The sequence below is a fragment of the Mesorhizobium sp. G2-6-1 genome (genome assembly GCF_055809095.1).
Map to the genome: position 1 here is coordinate 2,715,296 of NZ_CM147896.1, position 21,046 is coordinate 2,736,341.

The 21,046-nt window shown below is 54.3% G+C and carries 19 protein-coding genes and 1 tRNA gene; 14 read left to right on the forward strand and 6 right to left on the reverse strand.

What is annotated here, in order from left to right:
- Positions 1-11: 11 nt before the first annotated feature.
- Both AC0L7S_RS13085 and AC0L7S_RS13090 read left to right on the forward strand, forming a co-directional pair.
- Positions 12-302, forward strand: a complete 291-nt coding sequence (locus AC0L7S_RS13085; protein WP_473471459.1) for an HlyU family transcriptional regulator — start codon at positions 12-14, stop codon at positions 300-302.
- Between the two features lie 151 nt (positions 303-453).
- Complete coding sequence (locus tag AC0L7S_RS13090) at positions 454-1,335, forward strand: SDR family oxidoreductase (protein WP_473471460.1); 882 nt, start codon at positions 454-456, stop codon at positions 1,333-1,335.
- A gap of 241 nt (positions 1,336-1,576) precedes the next feature.
- Here AC0L7S_RS13090 and AC0L7S_RS13095 read toward each other — a convergent pair whose 3' ends face one another.
- Positions 1,577-2,428 (reverse strand): OmpA family protein, encoded by an 852-nt coding sequence (locus AC0L7S_RS13095; protein WP_473471461.1) that lies wholly within the window; start codon positions 2,426-2,428, stop codon positions 1,577-1,579.
- Positions 2,429-2,473: 45 nt separating this feature from the next.
- Here AC0L7S_RS13095 and AC0L7S_RS13100 point away from each other — a divergent pair, with 45 nt between their 5' ends.
- From AC0L7S_RS13100 to AC0L7S_RS13110, 3 genes are all read left to right on the forward strand, one after another.
- Positions 2,474-3,586: a hypothetical protein gene (locus tag AC0L7S_RS13100; RefSeq protein WP_473471462.1), complete on the forward strand. Its 1,113-nt coding sequence runs from the start codon at positions 2,474-2,476 to the stop codon at positions 3,584-3,586.
- Positions 3,587-3,674: 88 nt separating this feature from the next.
- Entirely contained in the window at positions 3,675-4,127 is a 453-nt protein-coding gene (locus AC0L7S_RS13105; RefSeq protein WP_473471463.1) for a YcgN family cysteine cluster protein, read from the forward strand.
- Between the two features lie 195 nt (positions 4,128-4,322).
- A complete protein-coding gene (locus AC0L7S_RS13110) occupies positions 4,323-4,664 on the forward strand; it encodes a hypothetical protein (RefSeq protein WP_473471464.1) in 342 nt (113 codons plus the stop codon).
- A gap of 138 nt (positions 4,665-4,802) precedes the next feature.
- Here the strand turns inward: AC0L7S_RS13110 and AC0L7S_RS13115 are convergent, their stop codons facing one another.
- On the reverse strand, positions 4,803-5,513 hold the full coding sequence (locus AC0L7S_RS13115) for an SIMPL domain-containing protein (RefSeq protein ID WP_473471465.1): 711 nt from the start codon (positions 5,511-5,513) through the stop codon (positions 4,803-4,805).
- A gap of 230 nt (positions 5,514-5,743) precedes the next feature.
- Between AC0L7S_RS13115 and AC0L7S_RS13120 the strand changes: the two genes are divergently transcribed.
- The 3 genes from AC0L7S_RS13120 (at position 5,744) to AC0L7S_RS13130 (ending at position 11,918) form a co-directional block, all read left to right on the forward strand.
- Positions 5,744-5,819: transfer RNA gene (locus AC0L7S_RS13120), tRNA-Ile, on the forward strand.
- Positions 5,820-6,163: 344 nt separating this feature from the next.
- On the forward strand, positions 6,164-6,952 hold the full coding sequence (locus AC0L7S_RS13125; RefSeq protein WP_473471466.1) for a hypothetical protein: 789 nt from the start codon (positions 6,164-6,166) through the stop codon (positions 6,950-6,952).
- Between the two features lie 1,681 nt (positions 6,953-8,633).
- Entirely contained in the window at positions 8,634-11,918 is a 3,285-nt protein-coding gene (locus AC0L7S_RS13130) for an autotransporter domain-containing protein (protein ID WP_473471467.1), read from the forward strand.
- A gap of 95 nt (positions 11,919-12,013) precedes the next feature.
- Here AC0L7S_RS13130 and AC0L7S_RS13135 read toward each other — a convergent pair whose 3' ends face one another.
- The gene (locus AC0L7S_RS13135; protein ID WP_473471468.1) at positions 12,014-12,661 is read right to left on the reverse strand and encodes an amidohydrolase family protein; all 648 of its coding nucleotides are present in this window, start codon (positions 12,659-12,661) and stop codon (positions 12,014-12,016) included.
- A 389-nt stretch (positions 12,662-13,050) separates the two neighbouring features.
- On the opposite strand from AC0L7S_RS13135, the gene AC0L7S_RS13140 reads away from it, so the two are divergent.
- Complete coding sequence (locus AC0L7S_RS13140; protein ID WP_473471469.1) at positions 13,051-13,209, forward strand: hypothetical protein; 159 nt, start codon at positions 13,051-13,053, stop codon at positions 13,207-13,209.
- 245 nt (positions 13,210-13,454) lie between these two features.
- Here the strand turns inward: AC0L7S_RS13140 and AC0L7S_RS13145 are convergent, their stop codons facing one another.
- From AC0L7S_RS13145 to AC0L7S_RS13155, 3 genes are read right to left on the reverse strand one after another with little or no spacing between them, the layout of a single operon-like run.
- Positions 13,455-14,129 (reverse strand): GntR family transcriptional regulator, encoded by a 675-nt coding sequence (locus AC0L7S_RS13145; RefSeq protein ID WP_473471470.1) that lies wholly within the window; start codon positions 14,127-14,129, stop codon positions 13,455-13,457.
- A gap of 54 nt (positions 14,130-14,183) precedes the next feature.
- On the reverse strand, positions 14,184-14,780 hold the full coding sequence (locus AC0L7S_RS13150; protein WP_473471471.1) for an isopentenyl-diphosphate Delta-isomerase: 597 nt from the start codon (positions 14,778-14,780) through the stop codon (positions 14,184-14,186).
- Positions 14,777-15,286 (reverse strand): TIGR02444 family protein, encoded by a 510-nt coding sequence (locus AC0L7S_RS13155; RefSeq protein ID WP_473474287.1) that lies wholly within the window; start codon positions 15,284-15,286, stop codon positions 14,777-14,779. Before AC0L7S_RS13155 ends, AC0L7S_RS13150 begins: the two co-directional genes overlap by 4 nt.
- Positions 15,287-15,536: 250 nt before the next feature.
- On the opposite strand from AC0L7S_RS13155, the gene AC0L7S_RS13160 reads away from it, so the two are divergent.
- The 5 genes from AC0L7S_RS13160 to AC0L7S_RS13180 all read left to right on the forward strand — a co-directional run bounded on the left by AC0L7S_RS13160 (position 15,537) and on the right by AC0L7S_RS13180 (position 21,028).
- Positions 15,537-16,928 (forward strand): UbiD family decarboxylase, encoded by a 1,392-nt coding sequence (locus AC0L7S_RS13160; RefSeq protein WP_473471472.1) that lies wholly within the window; start codon positions 15,537-15,539, stop codon positions 16,926-16,928.
- 123 nt (positions 16,929-17,051) lie between these two features.
- Positions 17,052-17,636, forward strand: coding sequence for a UbiX family flavin prenyltransferase (locus tag AC0L7S_RS13165; protein WP_473471473.1), 585 nt, complete (start codon positions 17,052-17,054; stop codon positions 17,634-17,636).
- A gap of 57 nt (positions 17,637-17,693) precedes the next feature.
- Entirely contained in the window at positions 17,694-17,948 is a 255-nt protein-coding gene (locus tag AC0L7S_RS13170) for a transposase (protein WP_473471474.1), read from the forward strand.
- Between the two features lie 148 nt (positions 17,949-18,096).
- Positions 18,097-19,092 carry a TAXI family TRAP transporter solute-binding subunit gene (locus AC0L7S_RS13175; RefSeq protein WP_473471475.1) on the forward strand — a complete coding sequence of 332 codons (996 nt, stop codon included), beginning with the start codon at positions 18,097-18,099 and terminating at the stop codon, positions 19,090-19,092.
- Positions 19,093-19,138: 46 nt separating this feature from the next.
- Complete coding sequence (locus AC0L7S_RS13180; RefSeq protein ID WP_473471476.1) at positions 19,139-21,028, forward strand: TRAP transporter permease; 1,890 nt, start codon at positions 19,139-19,141, stop codon at positions 21,026-21,028.
- Positions 21,029-21,046 lie beyond the last annotated feature (18 nt).

The window sequence follows — 21,046 nt, forward strand, 5'->3', positions numbered from 1 at the left end:
GGGAGGGCTCCATGTCGTTCTTGAAGCGCCTGTTTGGTGGTGGCGAACCGGAAGAAACACCGGAAAATGCTGCTCCCGCCAAGCAGATCGAACACAAGGGTTTTACGGTCAGCGCGACCCCATACAAGGCCGATGGCCAGTATCAGACCTGTGGTGTTGTCTCCAAGGAAGTTGGTGGACAGACCAAGGAACACCGCTTTATCCGAGCGGATCGGTTCGCGGGACTTGATGATGCCGTCGATGTATCGCTGAAGAAGGGCGTTCAACTGGTCGACGAGCAGGGCGAAAAGATTTTCGAATAATTTGCGCCGGCCAGCATGGCTTTGCCTGATGTGCGAGTGAAGTGGCAGCGTGGCGCATTTTTGAGCGCTGCATCCGTTACGTAAACCTTGCGGGTCTTGCGCAGGAGCCTGTTTAAGGCAAGGATCGTGCGGCATTTGCAGGAGGCCGCCCATGTCACTCACGCCCAGATCACTCAAGGGAAAAACGCTGTTCATCTCCGGTGGTTCGCGCGGGATAGGCTTGTCCATCGCGCTAAGAGCCGCGCGTGACGGCGCAAATGTAACGATTGCAGCCAAGACCGGCGAACCGCATCCAAAACTGCCCGGCACGATCCATACGGCAGCCGAAGAGATCGAGAATGCGGGTGGTAAGGCGCTGCCGGTATTGTGCGACATTCGGGAGGAGATGCAGGTTGCCGAGGCTGTTGCCAAAACGGTCGAACGCTTCGGGGGCATTGACATCTGCATCAACAATGCCAGCGCGATCCAGCTCACCGGTACGCTGGAAACCGACATGAAACGCTATGATCTGATGCACCAGATCAACACGCGCGGCACGTTCCTCGTGTCGAAAATGTGTATTCCCCATTTGAAGTTGGCGCAGAACCCTCACATTTTGAATCTGGCACCGCCACTCGATATGGAAGCCAAATGGTTCAAGAACCACGTTGCCTACACGATGGCGAAATTTGGTATGTCGATGTGTACGCTGGGGATGAGCGCGGAGTTTGCCAAGCAGGGTATTGCTGTCAATTCGCTGTGGCCGCTGACGACGATCGATACGGCGGCGGTTCGCAATCTTCTGGGTGGTAAGACGATGGCGGCAATGAGCCGCTCGCCTGAGGTGATGGCGGACGCGGCGCACGCCATTCTCACCCGGCCATCGCGCGAGACGACGGGTAATTTCTACATTGATGAAGAAGTTCTGCGGGCCGAAGGCGTCAGCGATTTTTCGAAATATGCACTGGGCACTGAGGGACCGCTTGCGGGCGATTTTTTTGTGCCGGATGAGGTTTTCGCGCGGACTGATACGAAAGTGACGAAATTGTCTTAAACGGTTCGATGAAGAAAACCCCGCCAGTGGAGTGGCTGGCGGGGCCTCGTGTCCCGCAGAGAGCGGGACGGGGCAGGGAACCCCATAGGTATAATTTGGGGTTGTGATGCTGCGGTTCAATGGCAAGGCCCTGAACCGCAGCTTCCGGTGCGTCCAAAGGGATTCATGCAGGGTGCTTTAAGTCTTTGTGTTCGTGCATGTCGTTATCCCAAAACCGCTGCACACTTTTGGGCGACATGCACTAGTTCGCACTGGCGACAGGAGCCACCAGGGAGGTGATGCGACGTATGGCGACACGGCGATTCTCCCGTTCCGGTTTGGTCGTATCTACCTTCAGATATTCCTCGCCATAGCCTTGTGTCGAAAGATTCTCAGGCGGAATGCCAAAGGCATTGGTCAGGGCCTGCGCGACTGCTTCCGCCCGCTGGTCGGATAGTGCGAGGTTTGCAGTTTCGGTGCCGACCGCATCGGTGTGGCCTTCGATCAAGAAGGTTTCGGCCGGATTTTTCTCCAAAAGCCTTTCCATGGCGGATGCGACAGCTTCAAGTTTCTGGACATCTTCATCCGAAATCGAAGCGGAGCCGAACTCGAAATTGAGCGTGTCGAGGTCGATGCGCCGAGCGATGTCGCGCACTCGGGCGGAGCGCTTCACCTCACTAACCGAATAGAGCCGCTGCACACGTTCTACGGGCGGCTGTTCGAGGAAGTCGTAATAGGCACCCGGATCTTCGACCGACCTGGAATCGAGAATGTACTGGTTGCGCGGAATACGCAGCCGCATCGGCGGAAGATCATCACCGGGATCGCGCCAATCGCGCAGATCACCGTAGTGGCTCTCGTCGACATAGTTCAGCACAAATTCGCGACCGTCCGGGGTGATGCGCGAGCGGCGGATAATGTCGCCATTTCGGTTGCGGATCGTGACAATCTGGCTGCCATTCTTGCGCTCGATGGTTTCACGCGTTCGGCCACGCGGCAGATCCTCATAGTAGACGTTTTGCGCACCGCGTGTCATGCGCTCACGATCATTGCTTTCAACAAGTGTCTGGTTGTTGAACTGGATGATGAGGCGCCCGCCGATCTCCTTGAGCACGTCAGCGCCGCTGGGGCGTTCGCGGCTCTGGACATCGGGTGCGGATTGACGACGTTTGCCTTTTTCTTCCGTGACCGGAACGATAGCCTCGGGCGTGATGGCCTGCTGTGCAGCCTTGTCATCAACGGGCGGAGGAGCCTGCTCGGCTGGAGCCTGTTCAGGTGCTGCGGCCTGACTGTCTGCGGCTGCTTCGCCATTCTTGCCCTTGCGCTTACGATTACGCTTTGCGTCTTTCTGGCTATCGAGGATGGGCGCGGCCTCGGGATTTTGCGGTGCCGCAGCCTCACCCTCGACAGGTTGTTCTCCCTGTGCTGGCGTGGCCTGCCCACTGTCGGCGGGCTGTTCGGCTGCCGGCTGCTGGTCGGGTGCAGGCTGTTCCGCTTCCGCCGGTGGCTGCTGCGTGGTTTCCTGTGCAGGAGCCTCTTCGACTGGTGCCTGTTCAACCGGTGTTTGTTCGACCGGCGCTTGTTCGCTGTCTTGCGGTGCGGTTGGCTCTGCCTGGGTTGCGGGTTGTTTGGCAGGCGCTTCAGTTGGGACTGGAACAGGGGCAGCTTCGTCCGCCGGTGCCTGTTCAACCGATTCTTTCGCTTTCTTTTCCTTTTTCTTGCGCGGTTTTTGCTCGGGCTCGGCAACTGGCGCTTCCGGTTCGGCCTGCTGTGCTGCGGGGGCTCTTCTGCTGCAGGGGTTGGCTGCTCTGCCTGTGCCGGAGCGGCTTCTGCGGCAGGTGCAGCCTCCTCCTGTGCGGGGGCAGCTTCTTCTACCGCAGGCGCAGGTTCTTCGGCTGCTGGAGCGGGTTGCTCGGCCGGTGCGGCTTCTGGTTCAGGTGCCGCCTGCTCTGGTGCTGCTTGCTCTGGCTGGGCCTCCTTCGGCTCGGCCTGTCTGGCGGCGCACTCTTCAGCAGTCTCATCTTCGGCACATTTTGCCTGTGCCAAATATAGTGGCGCATTCATGGTGTTTTGTGCTGGTTGGGTGAAATTGCCGCTTTGGAGTGGGAATGCGCCTAACGGCGCGGATGCCATCAGCAAGCCCATTGCGGTGCCTGCAAGTATCCGTGGTTGGCGTTTCATGCATGTGTCTCCTTGTGGGGTCCCATCCTTGCCTAAACCAGCCAGTTCGCGAATGGTTCCGGGCGGATGGCTCAGCAAGGCAATGAGATAAGATGCTGAGAAGGCATGCGCCTGTCCAAACCGTGGTGACATCATGTTCATCTTCAGGCTGACTTGACGCCGCCGTCGACACAAGCCACATGCGCAAGATGGAACCGTTCTGGAAAACCAAGACATTGGCGCAGATGACCATCGGCGAGTGGGAATCGCTGTGCGACGGTTGTGGGAAATGTTGCCTTTCCAAGCTCGAGGATGAAGATACCGGCGAGATTTACTGGACCAGCGTTGCGTGCAGGTTGTTTGATGCCGGCACCTGCCGCTGTGGCGACTATGCCAACCGGCTGGAGCGGGTGGCTGATTGTGTGGGGTTAACGCCGCAGAATGTCGGTATAATCAAATGGCTACCAAGCACCTGTGCCTACCGGCTGGTCGGTGAAGGCCATGATCTCTATTGGTGGCATCGTCTGATCTCGGGTAGCGCTGAAACCGTGCATGAGGCTGGCATGTCGGTTCGCGGTAAGGTGAGGGCGAGCGAAAGCGACCTTGGCGAGCCGGAGGAGTATCTCGACTATGTGCTTGATGAAGAGCCGTAAGAGAGCCGAGGCGGCGATGTCGTGCGCCAGTCCGTTCAATGTGCCAGTCTGTTCAACGCAGCAACTGGTTTGTCAGATGAACCAAACATGAATGTCCGGTTCGCCATCGGTTCAGGTCGGTGGCGCTAGAGTTGCCATATTGATTTGGTGAAACGGGATCGAGGCCATACCGAGATCCACAACTGGAGAGAAAAGATGTTTAAACTGGCAAAGACTGCAGTACTTTCGGCTCTTATTGGTCTTGGTGGTCTCGCGGCTGTTCCGGCAACCGCACAGGCGGATGGCATTTATCTCAATTTCGGCCGTCACGCCGATACAGGTTTCGGGGTTCATTTCCGTGATCGTGACAATCGCCGCAATATGCGTCGTGCCTGCTCGCCGAGGCGTGCCTTGCACAAAGCTGGCCGCATGGGGGTTCGCCACGCACGTATTGTTCGTGCAAACAGACGAATCGTAAAGGTTGCCGGTCGCAAGCACCATCGTCGGGTCGCCGTGGTATTTGCAAATCGGCGTGGATGTCCGGTCGCTTATCGCTAAATCGCGCTTATCGTTGAGGCAACGGAAGGTTCGCGATCATCAAAACGAGAGTTTTCTCGTTTGTGTATGAATAGTCATTTTGTAAAAACCCCGGAGGTGCGAGCTTCCGGGGTTTTTTGTAGCGTTATTCCGGCTTTGTCACTTCATCTCGAAGGTGACATTGACCTGAACTCTGTAAGAGTTTTCGCCTGCTTGAATAGGGACCGCTGCTGGTGCCGCGTCGAAAGCCTTGGCGTTGATGCGCATGGGCGAGGGGGCATAATTCTGGTCGGTTATTTCCAATACGCGGCCCAGTTTGACGCCCGCCGCTTCGGCAAGCGTCTTGGCTTTGGCAATGGCGTTGGCGACCGCGTTCTTGCGCGCTTGCGTGATTATGGTTGCAGGATTGGCGTTGGTGAAATTAATGCCGCCGCCTTCATTGACACCGAGCGTTACCGCTTTGTCGAGAATCTCACCGGTCTTGTCGATGTCGCGCACGCGTATGGAGAGCGTGTTGGTGACCTGGTAGGCGACGAGATTTGCCTGTTGGCTGCCATCTGCCTTCTTGGAATAGTCATAGCGCGGATTGATCTGGATTCCTGCTGTTTGCAAATCGCGCTCTTCGATGCCTGAAGACTTCATCGCCGCGATAACGGCAGCCATGGCGTCGTTATTGGCGTCAAGTGCAGCACGCGCTGTTGGGGCCTCTCTCATGACGCTTAATGTCAACATTGCAAGGTCAGGTGCGGCGGTTGCTTCGCCTTCACCGCTGACGATGATGCGCGGGGTTGTCGGCGTATCCGCTGCCTGTGCCACGATGGGTAAAGCCAGGGCGGCACCCAGCGCCAGGGAGAAAATAAATCTGCTCATTGAAGCTCCATTGTCTGCCAGGAGTGGTTTGGCTGTAACGCAATCGGTAGACTACATCGCCCACTTTGCGCAATCTGCAAGAACCTGTTTTCAGTTTGTCTTTGTCGCGAATCGTCTGAAGTGGTGCGGGGTTGGACTATGGCGCGAATATGGAGTGATTTTGACCGTTTGCTCCCGTTCGTTCGGAAAGCCTTGTGTCGGGCGAAGAAAAACACTATCCAGCCGCCGTGGGGCCTGTAGCTCAATGGTTAGAGCCGGCGGCTCATAACCGCTTGGTTGGGGGTTCGAGTCCTCCCGGGCCCACCATTCATAAAATTATCCAATTAAACCAATTGCTTAAATTGCTGAAAATCACTCAAAAATAGTGATTTTAGGTCGTTTTGCGGGCACATGGCCCAAGCGTTCAGCGAACAAATACCCTCATCCCGAATTTGGCAAAGTAAAAAATCTGATGTTGGCGCGGTTAATTTTTCTGAAAAATGTATTTGTTTCAGATACTTAACTTTACAAGGTAGGTCTGATTCGGACGCGGAGTATAACGCCAGTAAGCGGGGCAGGCGGTTGGGGGGTCTTCATAAGCAGGTAGGCAACACAAGCTCGGGTACTGTTTATATGGTCTCGGCACAGCAGGATGAAGAAAGGCTACTGGTATGAGCGCGACTATGCCCGAGAATCTTGTCCTGTTGCAAATAGGCGAAGAAGACCTTCGCAAAAAATCAGTCACGCTCATCGCGGCGAGTGAGGATATGTTACTCGATGTTTCGATGGTCGAAACCTGCATGAACATGCTGCAATATGTTCGCATGAATACGCCTGAGATGAGTGAGGATCAGATGATCGTCGCTCTCATCGGTGCCAGCGTGTTCAACTCAATGGCGTCGGCATTCAAACTATTGCTTGGCGGCTACTACCAATCATCAGGCTTGCAGATTCGCTACATCATGGAGAGCGGGTGGTTGCTTGACTATTTGAGGACTGACCCAACACTCGTCCAAGAATGGAAGTCCACTCCCGAGGGCAAGCGGCAGAGCGTATTCCGGCCCGGGAAAATCCGCGACCGACTGGATAAGCGCGACGGGTTTACTGAGAAGAAGCGCGAAGCGCATTATAAGCGACTTTGCGTATTGTGCGGCCACCCAACCTTCGCGGGCTTTGCCATGCTGCGTCCCGAGGCAAACGCCGACGCCCACATGGGGCCGTTTCTCGTACCCAGCCTCCTAGATGCCTGCATTCAGGAACTGGTGATGGTGTCGATCACCGCACGGCAATCATTCATGCGGTTTTTTCCGCCCAAGACGGTCCCCGACTACAAGGCTCGGATTTCGTACATGGAAAAGCAAAATGTGTGGTTCAAACACGTCTATGGCAAACCGCACGATATGACCGCTGTGGACGAACTCAGAAAACTAATCACGCAATTGGAGGCACAGTCCATATAACGCTGATATGGTTGGCATGCAAAACAGGGGCATCTATGCAGGTATCGGGCATTTTCGCCGAGCTAAGTACCTGAATATATGCGTCTTTCATGTTCTTCCGGTCCATCATTCAACTCTTTACCGTCGCATGAGTTTGCAATTTAGTCAGGTAGATTGCCCCAAACACCAGATAAGTTTGCATCTTGCGACCGCGACGTAGTCATTTCCACAGATTTTGGCGGGCACTCTTGCTGAAACAGGCCAACCGATTTCTGCTGGCCGACGATCCAGATGCCGGTAAAACCATATTTGCCATCCGTTCTGTTGATTGAACCACTATCGATGTGGCGCGCTCGTTCGCGATTCAATGACGCCGATGGTGCGCTGTCTTTCGACCGCAACATCCGCCTAGTGACAACAGACAATCCGCCTCAGGACGAGATCAGCCTTGGTCGGCGATTGGGCTTTTGTCGTTCCGCCAGAATTGCGGGCGCCTGGCTTTGTTGTCTTAGGGTCCTGACCCATTAATCTGGTTGGAATGGTATGAGCAAATTTATTCGGATACGAGGAGAAAACCCACAGGAAACCGTCTGGTTTTCAAGGGCTTGCGACGCTGTAGGTGGACAAATCGGCCATATCCGTCTGGACGGCGAAACGGCTGCGACCTGCGTCGCCGAACCGCTCGATCGGGGATGGACCCCGCTCTTCGCGCGGTCCTTGGTTAATCGGCTGGCTTGTGGCTTTCCCGTTTCGCCATTTTAACGGGGCAGAAATGACGAATCATTCGATCGGCATACTGTAAATCCTGCAAGAAAATGGCTTCGTGCCCGAAGAAGCTATTTGGTAACAGCGTGCGCGCATCACATCGTGGCCCGGCTGCAACAGCAGCCCACTCGCGAGAGGTCGGATACACTTACGCAAACTGGAATCGTCAACGATCAAATTCGTTGCAACGACAGTGTGAACCAACCATTTTTTACAGGACATTCTGCAGCATAGCTTTGTCCTAAGACAGAACTGCGGCATACTTCTTGCGCCAATCGTAGAACGTTGTCTGACTTACACTGGCCTTGCGGCACGCAGTTCGGTTCGGTGTAAAGTCTATGTGGCGACCAATCATCTCGTCAGAGAAATTCGGACCCATTTCATATCGTATCCGCCCATAGGCAATGCAGGGTTTCACATGTGAAATTTCACTGATACTGACGCGAAATTCGCACCTAGACTATCCCATGTGAACTTTCGTCCAACATGATCCTATGCCGCGGAGCGTCAAGCATCAGATTCTACGACATTATTGGTGCCTGGCAGGGGTCCCGATCATTGCGATTTACAACTTGATGGTATGCCATTTTTGTTGTGAAATCAATGTGATGCGGCTCATTCGGCGAAGGGCCAAAGTTCGCCGCTAACGCATATCTGAAACAACGCTTCGAACATCGGCACCTACGTTCTTAGCTGTTGCTTTTTCCAGCCCGAAATATCTCCTCTTCACAGTTAATCACAAAAGACACTGCGTTCACGAACTATGTCGGAAGCGCTGCTTTCGTGTAGTTTTCGACACGCGGAAACGCGGTGACTGGAGATTATTTCAATTATGATTCACAGTAGTGCGATAAGTGATTCGTTTTTGGAACAGGTGCGGTCCCGGGAAGAAAAATAGGATGGGATGACCCCACAACGGCAACGTTCAGTCATCACAATGCCCATCAGTATTTCTGCCGTGCTGATCGCGTTTGCGATAAGCGGCCAAGCGCAAGCCGAGGACTGGCTTGGAACACAATCACAAGATTGGTTCACCGGCCTGAACTGGTCGACGGGCGCAGTTCCAAATGCAACCGACGATGTTGCGATCAACTCCACTACTCCGTACTCGCCGACAATTGACGGCGCATCTGCCACCGCTGGCTATTTGCAGGTCGGCGGTCAATTCGATCTGAATACCGGCACGGCTACGACAGGCACCGGATTTTTGACCATTTCCAATAGCGGGCAACTGGTAAATGGAACGGGCAATTTCTTTGGAACTTTTGTCGGCATAGGGACTGGCTCGCTAGGTGGCGTTACGCTGACTGGAACTGGATCGAGTTGGACAACAGCGGATGCGGTGCTTGTCGGCACATCGGGGGCGACAGGGTGGTTGACGATCGAGGACAATTCCACCGCGGACTTCGCCGCACTTTTTGTAGGTTCGTCCATAAGTGATTTTGCCGGCCTTGCCCTTGTCAACGCCGCAGGCACCAGCAAGGGAACATTGAGCGTAACCAGCGGCGCTCACTTGACGTCCACCGCGTTTATCAACGCTGGCGTGGGACGTGATACTTATGGCGAGGTCACGATTTCAGGCCCCGGCTCGACGATCAGTAGTTCTGGATCTTTCATAGGCGGTGCCCTGGGCGGGAATGGTACGCTTGTCATTGAGAATGGCGGCACCCTTTCGACCGGCATCAACGGACCATATGCGTTTTCGGTAATTGGCGGAGGAGGTCCAAGCAACAATGGCATGGGCCCTCCTATCAATGGTGGTGTCGGCAGGGCGACCATTTCCGGCGCTGGGTCTTCGTGGGTCAATAGCGGTGGGCTCTATGTCGGCGGGTTCTTCGACGCAGCCAATGGCATCGTATATCCGGGAATTGGCACGTTGACAGTTTCCGACGGTGCCACATTGACGAGCGCCGGGGATGCCAACACGGGTCTGCCGGACGGCATCGGCATTGGCACAGGCGCGGTCGGCACGGTCACTCTTACCGGTGCCAATACACGTTGGACAGCTGCACAAAATGTCGGGATCGGCCTGGCCGGTGGTGTCGGCACATTGACGGTTCAAAGTGGCGCTACGCTGGATGTCGCCGATATCACGGGAGTAGGGGTCGGGTTATTCGGATTCTCGGGCGGCAGCGGCACATTGAATGTGTTGGCCGGTGGCACCGTCCTCACCAATACGGGTGGTCAACCCGGCTTCGGAGGCGGTTTCGTTGGTGCAGACGGCACACCTGGGAACGTGAACATTTCCGGCAATGGAGCCTCGTGGATCATTAATGACGGGCTGTTCATGGGCGGGCAACCCGCTCTGGGGCTCGGCCCGGGAACCGGCACGGTAAACGTCCAGAACGCCGGTGTCTTGAGTGCATCTGGCGGCATCACGCTCGCGCCTGAAGTCGGCTCAGTGGCGACATTGAACATCGGCGCCGCTGCGGGAGGAATTCCGGTCGCACCGGGGAGTGTAACTGCACCCACGGTCACTTTCGGCGACGGCAACGGCACACTTAATTTCAATCACACTGGCAGCGTTGTTTTTGCTTCCAACATGTCGGGTTCCGGTTCATTCAACCATGGTGCAGGCGCGACAACTCTGACAGGCGATAGTTCCGGGTTTGCTGGGACAACGACAGTAACAGGCGGCCGGCTCAGCGTCGGGTTCGACACAACCGCATTTCTTGGTGGCACTATCATTGTAATGGCGGATGGAACGCTTGGTGGATCGGGTAGGGTTGGCACGACCACGATTTCGTCAGGCGGCACTGTCGCACCGGGCAATTCCATTGGCACCTTGCACGTCAATGGTGACATCACCTTCGCGCCCGGTTCAATATATAGCGTGGAGATTGCGCCTGATGGGACTTCCGACCGTATAGACGCCACAGGCAACGCCAATATTCTTGGTGGAGATGTCATAGCGCTCAATGCATCCGGTAGCTATTCACCTGGTACGCGTTACACAATCCTGACGGCCACGGGCGGCGTTACCGGCACCTATGATACGCTCAACCCCAGCACTGCAATGCCGTTTATTGATCTTGCTCTCGCTTATGATCCAGGGGCTGTCTATCTCGATGCGGTGCGCAATGCAGCCAGTTTTTGTTCCATAGCTGCTAGCGCAAACCAATGCGCTACGGGCACTAGCGCTGAGAGCCTGGCATCGGGCAATCCAGTGCATGATGCAATCGTCGGGCTTCCTGACGTGATGGCAGCACGTCACGCACTGGACAGCCTGTCGGGCGAGATACATGCCTCGATTGCATCGACGTTGATTGCAAACAGCCGGCTGGTCCGCGATATCGCCACTGATCGTATACGCGGTGCGTTCGGGGATGTGAGTGCCGCTCCCATCCCTGTACTTGGCTATGGTCCCGGTGGACTGGAAGTCCTTCCCGCCTCTACCGATCGCTTCGGGTTTTGGGGTCATGCATTTGGTAGTTGGGGCCGATCGGACAGCGACGGCAACGCCGGAAACCTCGACCGCTCAACGGGTGGCTTCCTCATTGGCGCCGACACGCTGGTTGACGATATATGGCGGTTAGGGCTTCTGGCTGGTTACAGCCGCTCCAGTTTTCATGTGAGTGATCGGGGATCATCTGGAGAAAGTGATAATTATCATCTTGGCCTCTATGGCGGCCGGATGTGGGGAGCCCTGTCGTTGCGGGCAGGCGCGGCCTACACATGGCATGACGTCACGGTAAGCCGATCAGTCTCTTTTAGCGGGTTTGCCGACACACTTAACGCCGACTACCGCGCTGGTACTGCTCAGGCATTTGGTGAACTGGGATACAAAATTGATGTAGGCTCCATTGCCTTTGAACCTTTCGCAGGCCTAGCCTACGTCAATCTGGATACTGACGGGTTCAGTGAGCGCGGTGGAACGGCGGCGCTGACCAGCAAAAGCCGATCCGAGGACACAGCCTTTAGCACGCTCGGCGTGCGCGGCGAAAGCAATGTCTCGCTAGGTGGATTTATCGGCACTCTACACGGGATGCTCGGTTGGCAACATGGGTTTGGTGATGTCACGCCAGTAGCAACCCATGCATTTGCCGGTGGTACGGATTTCGCCGTTTCAGGCGCGCCAATTGTTCGCGATGTGACTATCGTGGAAGCTGGCATTGACGTTGATCTCGCTGAAGATAGCCGTCTTGGGCTATCTTACGGCGGACGTTTCGGTTCCAACGTCCGCGACCACGGCGCTCGCGCCCGATTATCTATGCCGTTTTGATGTCTATCACCCAAGGCGAATGGAGATGTGCCATGCGCAACCAGTGTGAATTTTCACATCTTATTCCAGATGCTTCGCTTAACGCCGTAATCGCATTAGGTCGCGACAGAACGCCACGGTCTTTTTCTTAGATGTGAAGTGGAAGCTCGTCGATACAATTCGTCCGCAGCCTTCTGCGCCATGTGTCTTGTTCGCGTTTCGTCGACACTCAGCATCTGCCTGTCCCTCATGACGAATTCGCCGTTGATCATCACCGTCGAGACTTCGTGCCCGAGCGCCGAATAGACGAGCGTGGAGGGTGCATTGTGGAATGGCGTCAGCCACGCATTGTCGATGTCGATCACAACAACATCCGCCTTTTTCCCCGTCTCTATTGACCCAATTTCGTTCTCCAGCCCGACCGCCCGTGCGCCTTCGATAGTCGCCATTTCGAGAGCCCTTTCGACGGTCATGATCGTAGCGTCGCGGTGAACGCTTTTCTGTATCAAGGCAGCGAATTTCATGGCTTGGAACAGGCTGTGGTTGCTGCTGCTGGCCGGGCCGTCAGACCCCAACCCCACCGTCAATCCAGTCGCCAGCATCTCTGGAATCGGTGCTATACCCGAGGCCAGATAGAGATTGCTGCATGGGTTATGCAATATCTTGACCCCATGATACTTGAGGGTTCGAATGTCGTGACTGTTGCAGTTGACGCAATGGACAGCCAGCACATCGGGACCCAAGAAACCCAGTTCGCTCAACATCTGTGTATCTGTGCAGTCGTAGTCGCTGCGCGCGCGATCTCGAAATCCGTTTCGGAAAGATGGGTGGTAATCAGAATTTTTTCAGCGTCCGCCAATTCGCGAGTCTTCCGATAAGCATCGCGATCAACGGTCCACATCAGCACGGTGTAATCCCGACTTGAACGCGGCCGCCAGGCTTGTTGTGCCGGCGTACCGCCGCGCGAACGTCAGCCATGACGACGTCAGTCTCCTCGATCAATTGCACCGGCGCGCCAAACTCGCCACCACTGCTCATGAACACAAGGCAGACAAATCTCCCATTCCTGTCTGACCAAAATCTTCAACAACAGCGTCGGTTATTCCGGGTTGGACGTGCACATATTGGAAATCCACCAGCGTGGTGACGCTGAATGATTGGATTCAACGCAGCCATGCAGTGCGGCTATATGGATGTCGTCACGAGTGAGATGGACCGCAGCCGGCCCGGTCATGCAGGCAAACCACTTCTTGAGTTCCATGTCGTCGCCCAGCCCTTTCAGCAAGGTCTGAAAGAGATGTGTGTGTGTTGACCATGCCGGGAATGATAAGTTTCCCGGTGCAGTCAATGAATCCGGATTTGGGTCAGAAAGCGGCATTGAGGGCTTTGAAGCTTACCAGCGGACCAAATTCGTGACAGAGTTTGCGTTGTGAATGCATTTTACGTGTGAAATTTCACCGGGCCGTGACCCCGAGTAGCGGAACACCCTGTCCGGGATCAGCGGTGGGGAATGTCAGGCACGGAGATATTCCGAAACGCGCACTTGATGCGGATCAACTATTCGGGGTTGTCAAAGAAATGTTTTTCGCTGAGCAGAATATCAGTCATTTTGCTCAGGTGATCGTGGAACAACAAGGCTATCTTGTCCTCATCACGTTCCAATGCTGCGTTGTAGAGGTTGAGATGTTCCTGATTCAAATCTCGCCCGGAGTTTGAGGTTTGAATGGCTAAACGGCGATAACGCTCCCATTGCGAATAGAGGATATCGCGAATGCGCAATAGCCATCTGTTGTCACATGCGGAAATCAGCGCTTGATGGAACTCGTCATGGGCTAATGGAAATGCTTCGGAAGATCGCAGTGGAGTGCCGTCTTCAAACATCGGCGTTTTGGAAAGTTTATGAAATGCGGCAGCGAGATTGGCTTCCCAGCTAAGATCACCCTTGCGAAGGGATCGCCGAAGACAACTGATCTCAATTTCAATTCTGACGGGTGTGAGATCGCGCAAATCATCGGCTGAAATGGGTGCTGCGCGAAAACCTCGTTGCTGTGTGGCAACGAGTAGGCCTTCGGCCGTAAGACGCGAAAGTGCCTCGCGAACTGCGCTGAGATTCAAAGCTAGGCGCTCGACTGTTTCGTTAATACGAACGCGCCGCCCCGGTACAATTCGGCAAGCGAGAAGGTCAGCCCTGATTATTTCATAGGCGATTTGCGCTTGGGTTGACTCTGACATATATATGTTTCTTGTCGTTGTTGTTTTAATTGTATCAATATCATTAATACTTATTTATTCGAATAAATCATGGTATCCGAAATCATATATATCATTATCGTATACTATTTCAGCAATTCTTGTGCCAAATGTTTTTAGATATAGGATAAACCACGGCGTTAGATTCGCCTCGTTCGCATTCGGCATTTGCATGAATTCGGACCTCACCGCTGTTACCTCTAATTTGTTCGGCCGCATAGGGCCGGCATACATTGCACCAAACAGCTCAACTTTTTCATGCTCAATCAATCTGCCATCGATGCCTAGAGGTGCCGCCACTGATGCACGATAGCGGATGGTGCCGAAATGACGAGGCTTGCAGTTTATACCCAGTTCCTCCCGTAATCTCCGGATTGCCGCGGCTTCATCTGCCTCTCCGGGGAAGGGGTGGCTGCAACATGCGTTCGACCATAAACCCGGCGCATGGTACTTCATAGCCGATCTTTTTTGAAGAATGTGCCGACCTTCGGAGTCGATCAAATGGACGGAAATAGCGGCATGATAACGCCCCTCCTTATGAGCTGCCAGCTTCTCCATCGTTCCGATCGAAGTATCGGTGGCAGGATCAAGTAGGACAATTTGTTCTTCATTAGATGCGTTGTTTAGCCTCATGATCGGTCATCCACCGACGTAGCGGCATTGACTATCGTCTTGATCGCATCGCCTGTCCGATTGTCCTGGATGGAGTTCCTTTGTGACCTGTCTTGGTTGGCGAAGTAGCTCACAATTCGTTCCGCTGTTGCCAGCAGATCGGACGCCACTAGATCGCGCTTCGCCTCGGACATCCACCTCGCAATGATGGCCTGTTCCAGTTGCTCAGCCCGAAGTTCTGTTTCCTTGACCCGATCGCAGAAAACGTCGCCATAGGATGCTCCCTTCAGCCATCGCCGTGCGGCGCGCAGGGGAGCGACCACGTTGTTTCTGAATTCTCGCACATGCGCGTCCAACAATTCGATCTCCATTTTGGAGAAACCGATATTCATCCGGCTGGCACCATAAAGCCCCAGAAGCAGGATGTTCACGTCCACACCATGTCTGTCCTGGAGAAGCAGACAGGCAGATCGAACATCTGCTTTGCTGTAAGTCGCGAGCGCAAACTGCCAGTGGGGGCCATCCATAGAAAGGTTATCAGCCACAGAAATTGCCTCGTTGGCTCAATTGTCGGGATGGTAGTTCGTTCTCAAAAACTCTCGCACCGCTTGAGGATATTCTGAATGCGTAACGTCTTGCGGCGTCAACTGCCTTTACAGCGTGCGACGTCCATTTGACGATGGCAACCAAAAAATCAATTTTTTATGAGAAAGTGGATTTACATATATAATTCCATCGTTAGGATGATGGTCAGTATTCTTGTCCCGGGAGCATGATGTGACTGTCGACAACCAGAGTTTGCGGGGTTTCCTTAGTGCGGTCGAGAGCCGTTTTCCCGAGGAAATTCTTCGTATCAGGGAGCCGGTCAGCACGCAGCTGGAGATGACATCAGTCGTCTTTGAACTGGATCGTGCTGGTAAAGCCCCTATCGTTATTTTTGAAAATGTCGATGGCCACTCGATGCCCGTCGTGACGAACATAGCCGCCAATCGGAAGCTTCTGGCTTCGTGCCTGCAGGTTGATTTGGCAGATCTGTCTACGGCGTTTCGTGAACGGTGCCGAAACTACATTCCATGCGAAACAGTTTCGAAAGGGGCGTGGGACGAAGTGGTTTTCGAGGGTGATGACATCGACTTCACAAAACTCCCGATACCCTTCCAGTTTTCGGTGGATGCGGCACCTTACATAACGGCGGGGCAGATCGCAGCAAGAGATCCCGTCACCGGCGTTGATACCACCGGCTTCCATCGATTGATGTTGAAGGGAAAGAACAGGCTAGGTGTGTCGCTTCATTCCCGTCGGCGCATGTACGAGTTCTATCGCCGTGCCGAGCAGATGGGCCGTTCGTTGCCTGTCGCGATCGTGATCGGCAACCACCCGCTCCATTACATGGGCTCGATGGTCTATTCATTTCCTCCAGATGTGCGGAAATTCGAAATTATCGGTGGCTTGTTCGGCGAGCCCTACAGATTGGCGAAATGTGGCGTCGGAGATCTTGAAGTGCCCGCGGGCGCGGAGATCGTCATTGAGGGCGAGATTCTTGCCGGAGAGAGGGAGCCGGAAGGGCCGTTCGGTGAGTTTACCGGCTATGCGTCTTACCGCAGTACGCAGAATGTCTTCGTGGCCAGCCGTGTACGAATGCGCAAAGACGCGTTCTTTCATAGCGTTGTGTCTGGCATGTCGCGGGATCACATCCTCATCTCATGCGTCACACGTGAAGGCGAGTTGCTAAATGCCCTTCGTCGTAACATGCCTAACGTCAAGGCGGTTCACGTGCCCCACAAGACTTGCGGAGCCTTCATGGCCATCGTTTCCATGAAAAAGGTGTCCGAGGGCGAGCCGAAAATGGCGATGCTGACCGCTCTCGGAACAGAACTCTACACCAAATACGTCGTTGTCGTTGATGACGATGTCGATATCTACGACATGGATGACGTGATGTGGGCCATCGCAACCAGGGTTCGCGCCGAGAAGGACATCGTCATGATCCCCGGCGTGAAATCCGCGATCATCGACCCAACCTCAGATCCAGCAACGTTTACCGTAACAAAAATGGGAATCGACGCAACGGCTCCAATGGAAGCCGGGTTTGCTGAGCGACTTACTATCTCGGATGAGCAGCGCGCACGAGCAAAGGAGATACTGGCGACAGCGAATTTCTCGCTCTGATCCTTAGTGGTTTGCCACGGCTGTTTCGACTTGTCGAACGGATGCGGATTGTGTTGGCAAGGGTTGTTCGAGTGAAAATGTCAACGGTCCACGGTGGCTATATGACGTGCGGGAGCATCAACATTGAGTACTTCACGCCTAATAGTGGGAATTACCGGAGCATCCGGGGCGGTATATGGCCAGAGAATTCTGCTCGCCCTTAAAGGTGCGGGCGTTGAAAGCCATCTGGTGGTCTCGCGGTCAGCGCAGATAACGGTTGCGCACGAGTTGGGTATTAGTCCCTTGGAACTCGCAAGTCTGGCCGATGTCAGCTATCGCATCGACGATATCGGCGCTGCGATTTCCAGCGGGTCCTTCAAAACGGACGGTATGATAATAGCGCCCTGTTCCATTCGAACGCTCTCGGAGATCGCCTGCGGAGTTACATCGAACTTACTTTCCCGTTCGGCTGACGTCATTCTCAAAGAGCGTCGCAGGCTTGTTCTCATGGTGCGCGAAACGCCGCTTCACACAGGGCATTTGCGCACTCTGACAAATGCCTCTGAACTGGGGGCAATCATAATGCCACCGGTTCCCGCGTTTTATGCGAAGCCCGGAAGCATCGACGCGATGGTCGATCATACGGTTGGCCGCGCATTGGATTTATTCGGCGTTGAAACTGAGCTGGTCAAACGCTGGGGGGAGGATGTTGGCTTGGGCAAGGCCTGATGTAGGCCGCTCGTTGAATGGATATGCATCGAAATCGGGACAGAGTTGCGAGGAAACATGGCAAGAAAACCTCATTCTTTGACGGAAATCACATCGAAACTTCGGGAGATTGACTCGCTCATATCAAGCGGTTGTCGAACCGAGGAGGCGGCTCGCAAAATCGGAATAGCGCCGATCACCTATTATCGCTGGCGGCGGCAGAACTGCGATGCAAAAGCCATTCACACAAATATTCGCAAAATGACGACCGTAAATTGGCGTGTAATTCGATTAGAAAATTACAGACAATCTCAGTCAAAATTCCTGAATTAGAAACAAAATTCTCCATTTCATAATTTTATACTATGACAATTAGAAATAAAATCTGTCAAAATTTCGTGAAATAATCAGCATTTGTGAAGTATACCCATTTTAAACGAGGTATCACACAAATAAAACAAGTCGTAAAAAGGAGGAAAATATGCGTTATACTTTAGCAATAGCTTTCGCGATTGTGGGTGGCTCAATGAGTATCCTTCCGGCATCTGCGCAAAGTGGGAAGGAGCTTCGCTTCGGAACGGTTGGAGTGGGGTCATCTTGGTATAATTATGGCGCGGGCATGGCGAACATGGTTCAGCCAAATCTCCCCGAAGGATATACCATAAGTGTGCTGCCTCAGGCCGGTGGTATTGGAAATATCAAACTCGTTCAGTCCGGGGAGATGGAATTTGGTATTACATTCTCCGTCTCGACGTCTGAAGCGTGTGCCGGCACCGGTGTGTTCTCTGGAGAAAAATACGACAAAGTACTTAGTGTGATGGGAGGGCTTGATAAATATTACTTCGCAACTTTTGTGAACAAGTCATCTGATGTCACATCCTGGGATGAGATCGTCGAGGCAAAAGGCGGCTTCCATCTTCTGACAACACGTCCTGGCGGCACTGGCGAGCAGGCTGTGCGTCAAGTGTTGGGATTGATGGGATCAAGCCCGGATGACGTTGCCGCCAAAGGAGGAGAAGTGGAAGCCTCGGCGCGCTCGGGCGCGGCGGAAAGCCTTCGAGATGGAAGGGCAGATGGCTGGGCCCATGTTGTGACTAAAGGGCATCCTGCTGCGACGCAAATTGTTTCAATCAACGATACAAATGTGCTCGGCCTCTCCGACAAGGTAATTGAGGGGATGGTCAAGGAGCATGGTTGGACCGCGGCTGAAATTCCGGACAAGACGTTTGAGGACCAAACCGGACCAGTGAAGACGGTGTCCACGTCGTCCCAGATCATCGTCTCGGCGTCCGTTCCAGAAGAAATTGTCTATGAATTTACCAAGACAATCGTGGAAAATGCGAAGAAGTTGCCGTCCATTCATGCGGCTCTATCAGACTTTGATCCCAAAAGTGCTGCTGATCCGGCGCTGAATGGAAATTGTCCGCTGCACCCAGGTGCCGAACGCTACTACCGCGAAGCTGGCCTTCTTCGCTGATTTCGTGACGCGTATCTGTCATTGAATTTTGACCGGGGACGAGAGAATGCTGCCAGCTTTGTATGGAAAGGTACTTGTCGGGGTAATTGCGATTGCCCTGACAATAGTACAGTTCATGCCACTTATTATAGGCCGGTCGCTGCCGGAATTATCCTTTCTGGGAGCTCATGTAGGTGCGGCGATGGGAGTAGGTTTTCTTGCCTTCGGTCGTCGGGGACGGCGAGGGGCTGACGATCTCATCTCGGTTCCAGACATGTTTTTCTGTCTCCTTTCTCTTGTCAGTGCCGGCTATTTCATAACGCAAGGTGTCCGTGTCGCGACACGTATTGCGAGCGTCGATGCTGTCTATAATATCGACATTTTCTTCGGCGTTCTTCTCATATTGCTATTGCTTGAAGTTTGCCGAAGAACAACTGGCGTGGTTTTAACGGGGATAGCCGTTCTATTCATCTCCTACATATTCCTTGGCCCATATTTGCCTGATTTCCTGTCCCATCGCGGATTAAGCCTGGCGCGTTTCATCGATCTTCAAGTGCTGTCCGCACAAGGGATTTTCGGGACTCCCATTTCCGCCTCGGCGAATATGGTTTTTTACTTCATTCTCGTTGGAGCGTTTCTCGAGGTATCCGGGGCAGGCAAGCTTTTTGTGGATTTGGCCTACTGCGTAACAGGCCGCGCATGGGGAGGGGCCGGCAAGGCTTCTGTCGTGTCCTCCAGCCTGTTCGGCATGGTTTCCGGGAGCGCGGTAGCCAACGTATTGATGAGCGGGATCGTCACGATACCGCTCATGAAGAAAACCGGGTTTAAGCCGACGATGGCAGGGGCCATCGAGGCAACCGCGTCGACGGGAGGGCAACTTGCTCCACCGGTCATGGGTGCGGCGGCATTTATTCTCGCCAGCATTGTGGGTGTCCCTTATGCCGACGTCGTCTATGCCGCTATCGTTCCGGCAGCTCTGTTCTACCTGTCGCTTCTGGTTGTTGTAGACAGCTATGCCCGTCGACAAGGTTTGCGGCCGGACAATTCGTTGCCGGTGTCGGAATCGCTGGCTGGTTTGCGTGCGCGGTGGCATCTGATTCCACCGTTGATATTGATGATTTATCTTCTGATGGCGCATTATTCGTTGATGCTCACAGGCGCGATCACAACGATTGCAGTGATCACGATAAGCTGGCTGCGCCCGGCTACGCGCATGGGGCCGAATGACGTCTATCGGGCAATCGTCGCTGCTGTTCGTGCGACGACTGAAGTTGCAATTCCCTCGGCTGTTGCTGGAATTGTCGTTGGTACGCTCATCCAGACGGGAATGGCACTCGATCTCCAGAGATGGCTTCTGGACGTAGCTAACGGATCTATCTTTCTGTCACTGGCCGCCACCATGATCTTGACGCTCATGCTTGGCATAGGCATGCCGACCGCGGCGGCCTACCTGGTTTCCGCGATCCTCGTCGCGCCAGCCTTGCAGGAACTCGGCATCCCGGCGCTCGCGGCTCATCTCTTCGTTTTCTACTTTGCAATCCTGTCGATGGTGACGCCGCCAGTCGCCCTTGCGGGATACGCGGCGGCAGGCCTCAGCGGCGCCAATTTATGGAATACTGGCGTGGTCGCGTTTCTGATCGCTCTTCCAGGTTTCCTGATCCCCTATGTGTTTGCCCTCGATCAAGGTCTGCTGCTTCAGGGTGACCCCGGCCACATTGCGCGCGTGATAACCAGTGCGGCCGTCGGCATTAGTTGTTTGTCAGTGGCGACCGGCGGATATGCCTTTGGGCCATTGGCGATGCCGCTAAGGGGCATCCTGTTTTGCCTAGGGCCGCTGCTCGTAATGTCGGAGACGGCTTCAGACCTGATCGGCGTCGTCGGGGTCGCTTGCGTCGTGACCTACCAGCTTTGGCGATTTCGCTTTTCCAAACGCCCCGGGTTTAACGAGAATTCGTGACCAGCCGCAAAAGCCCGG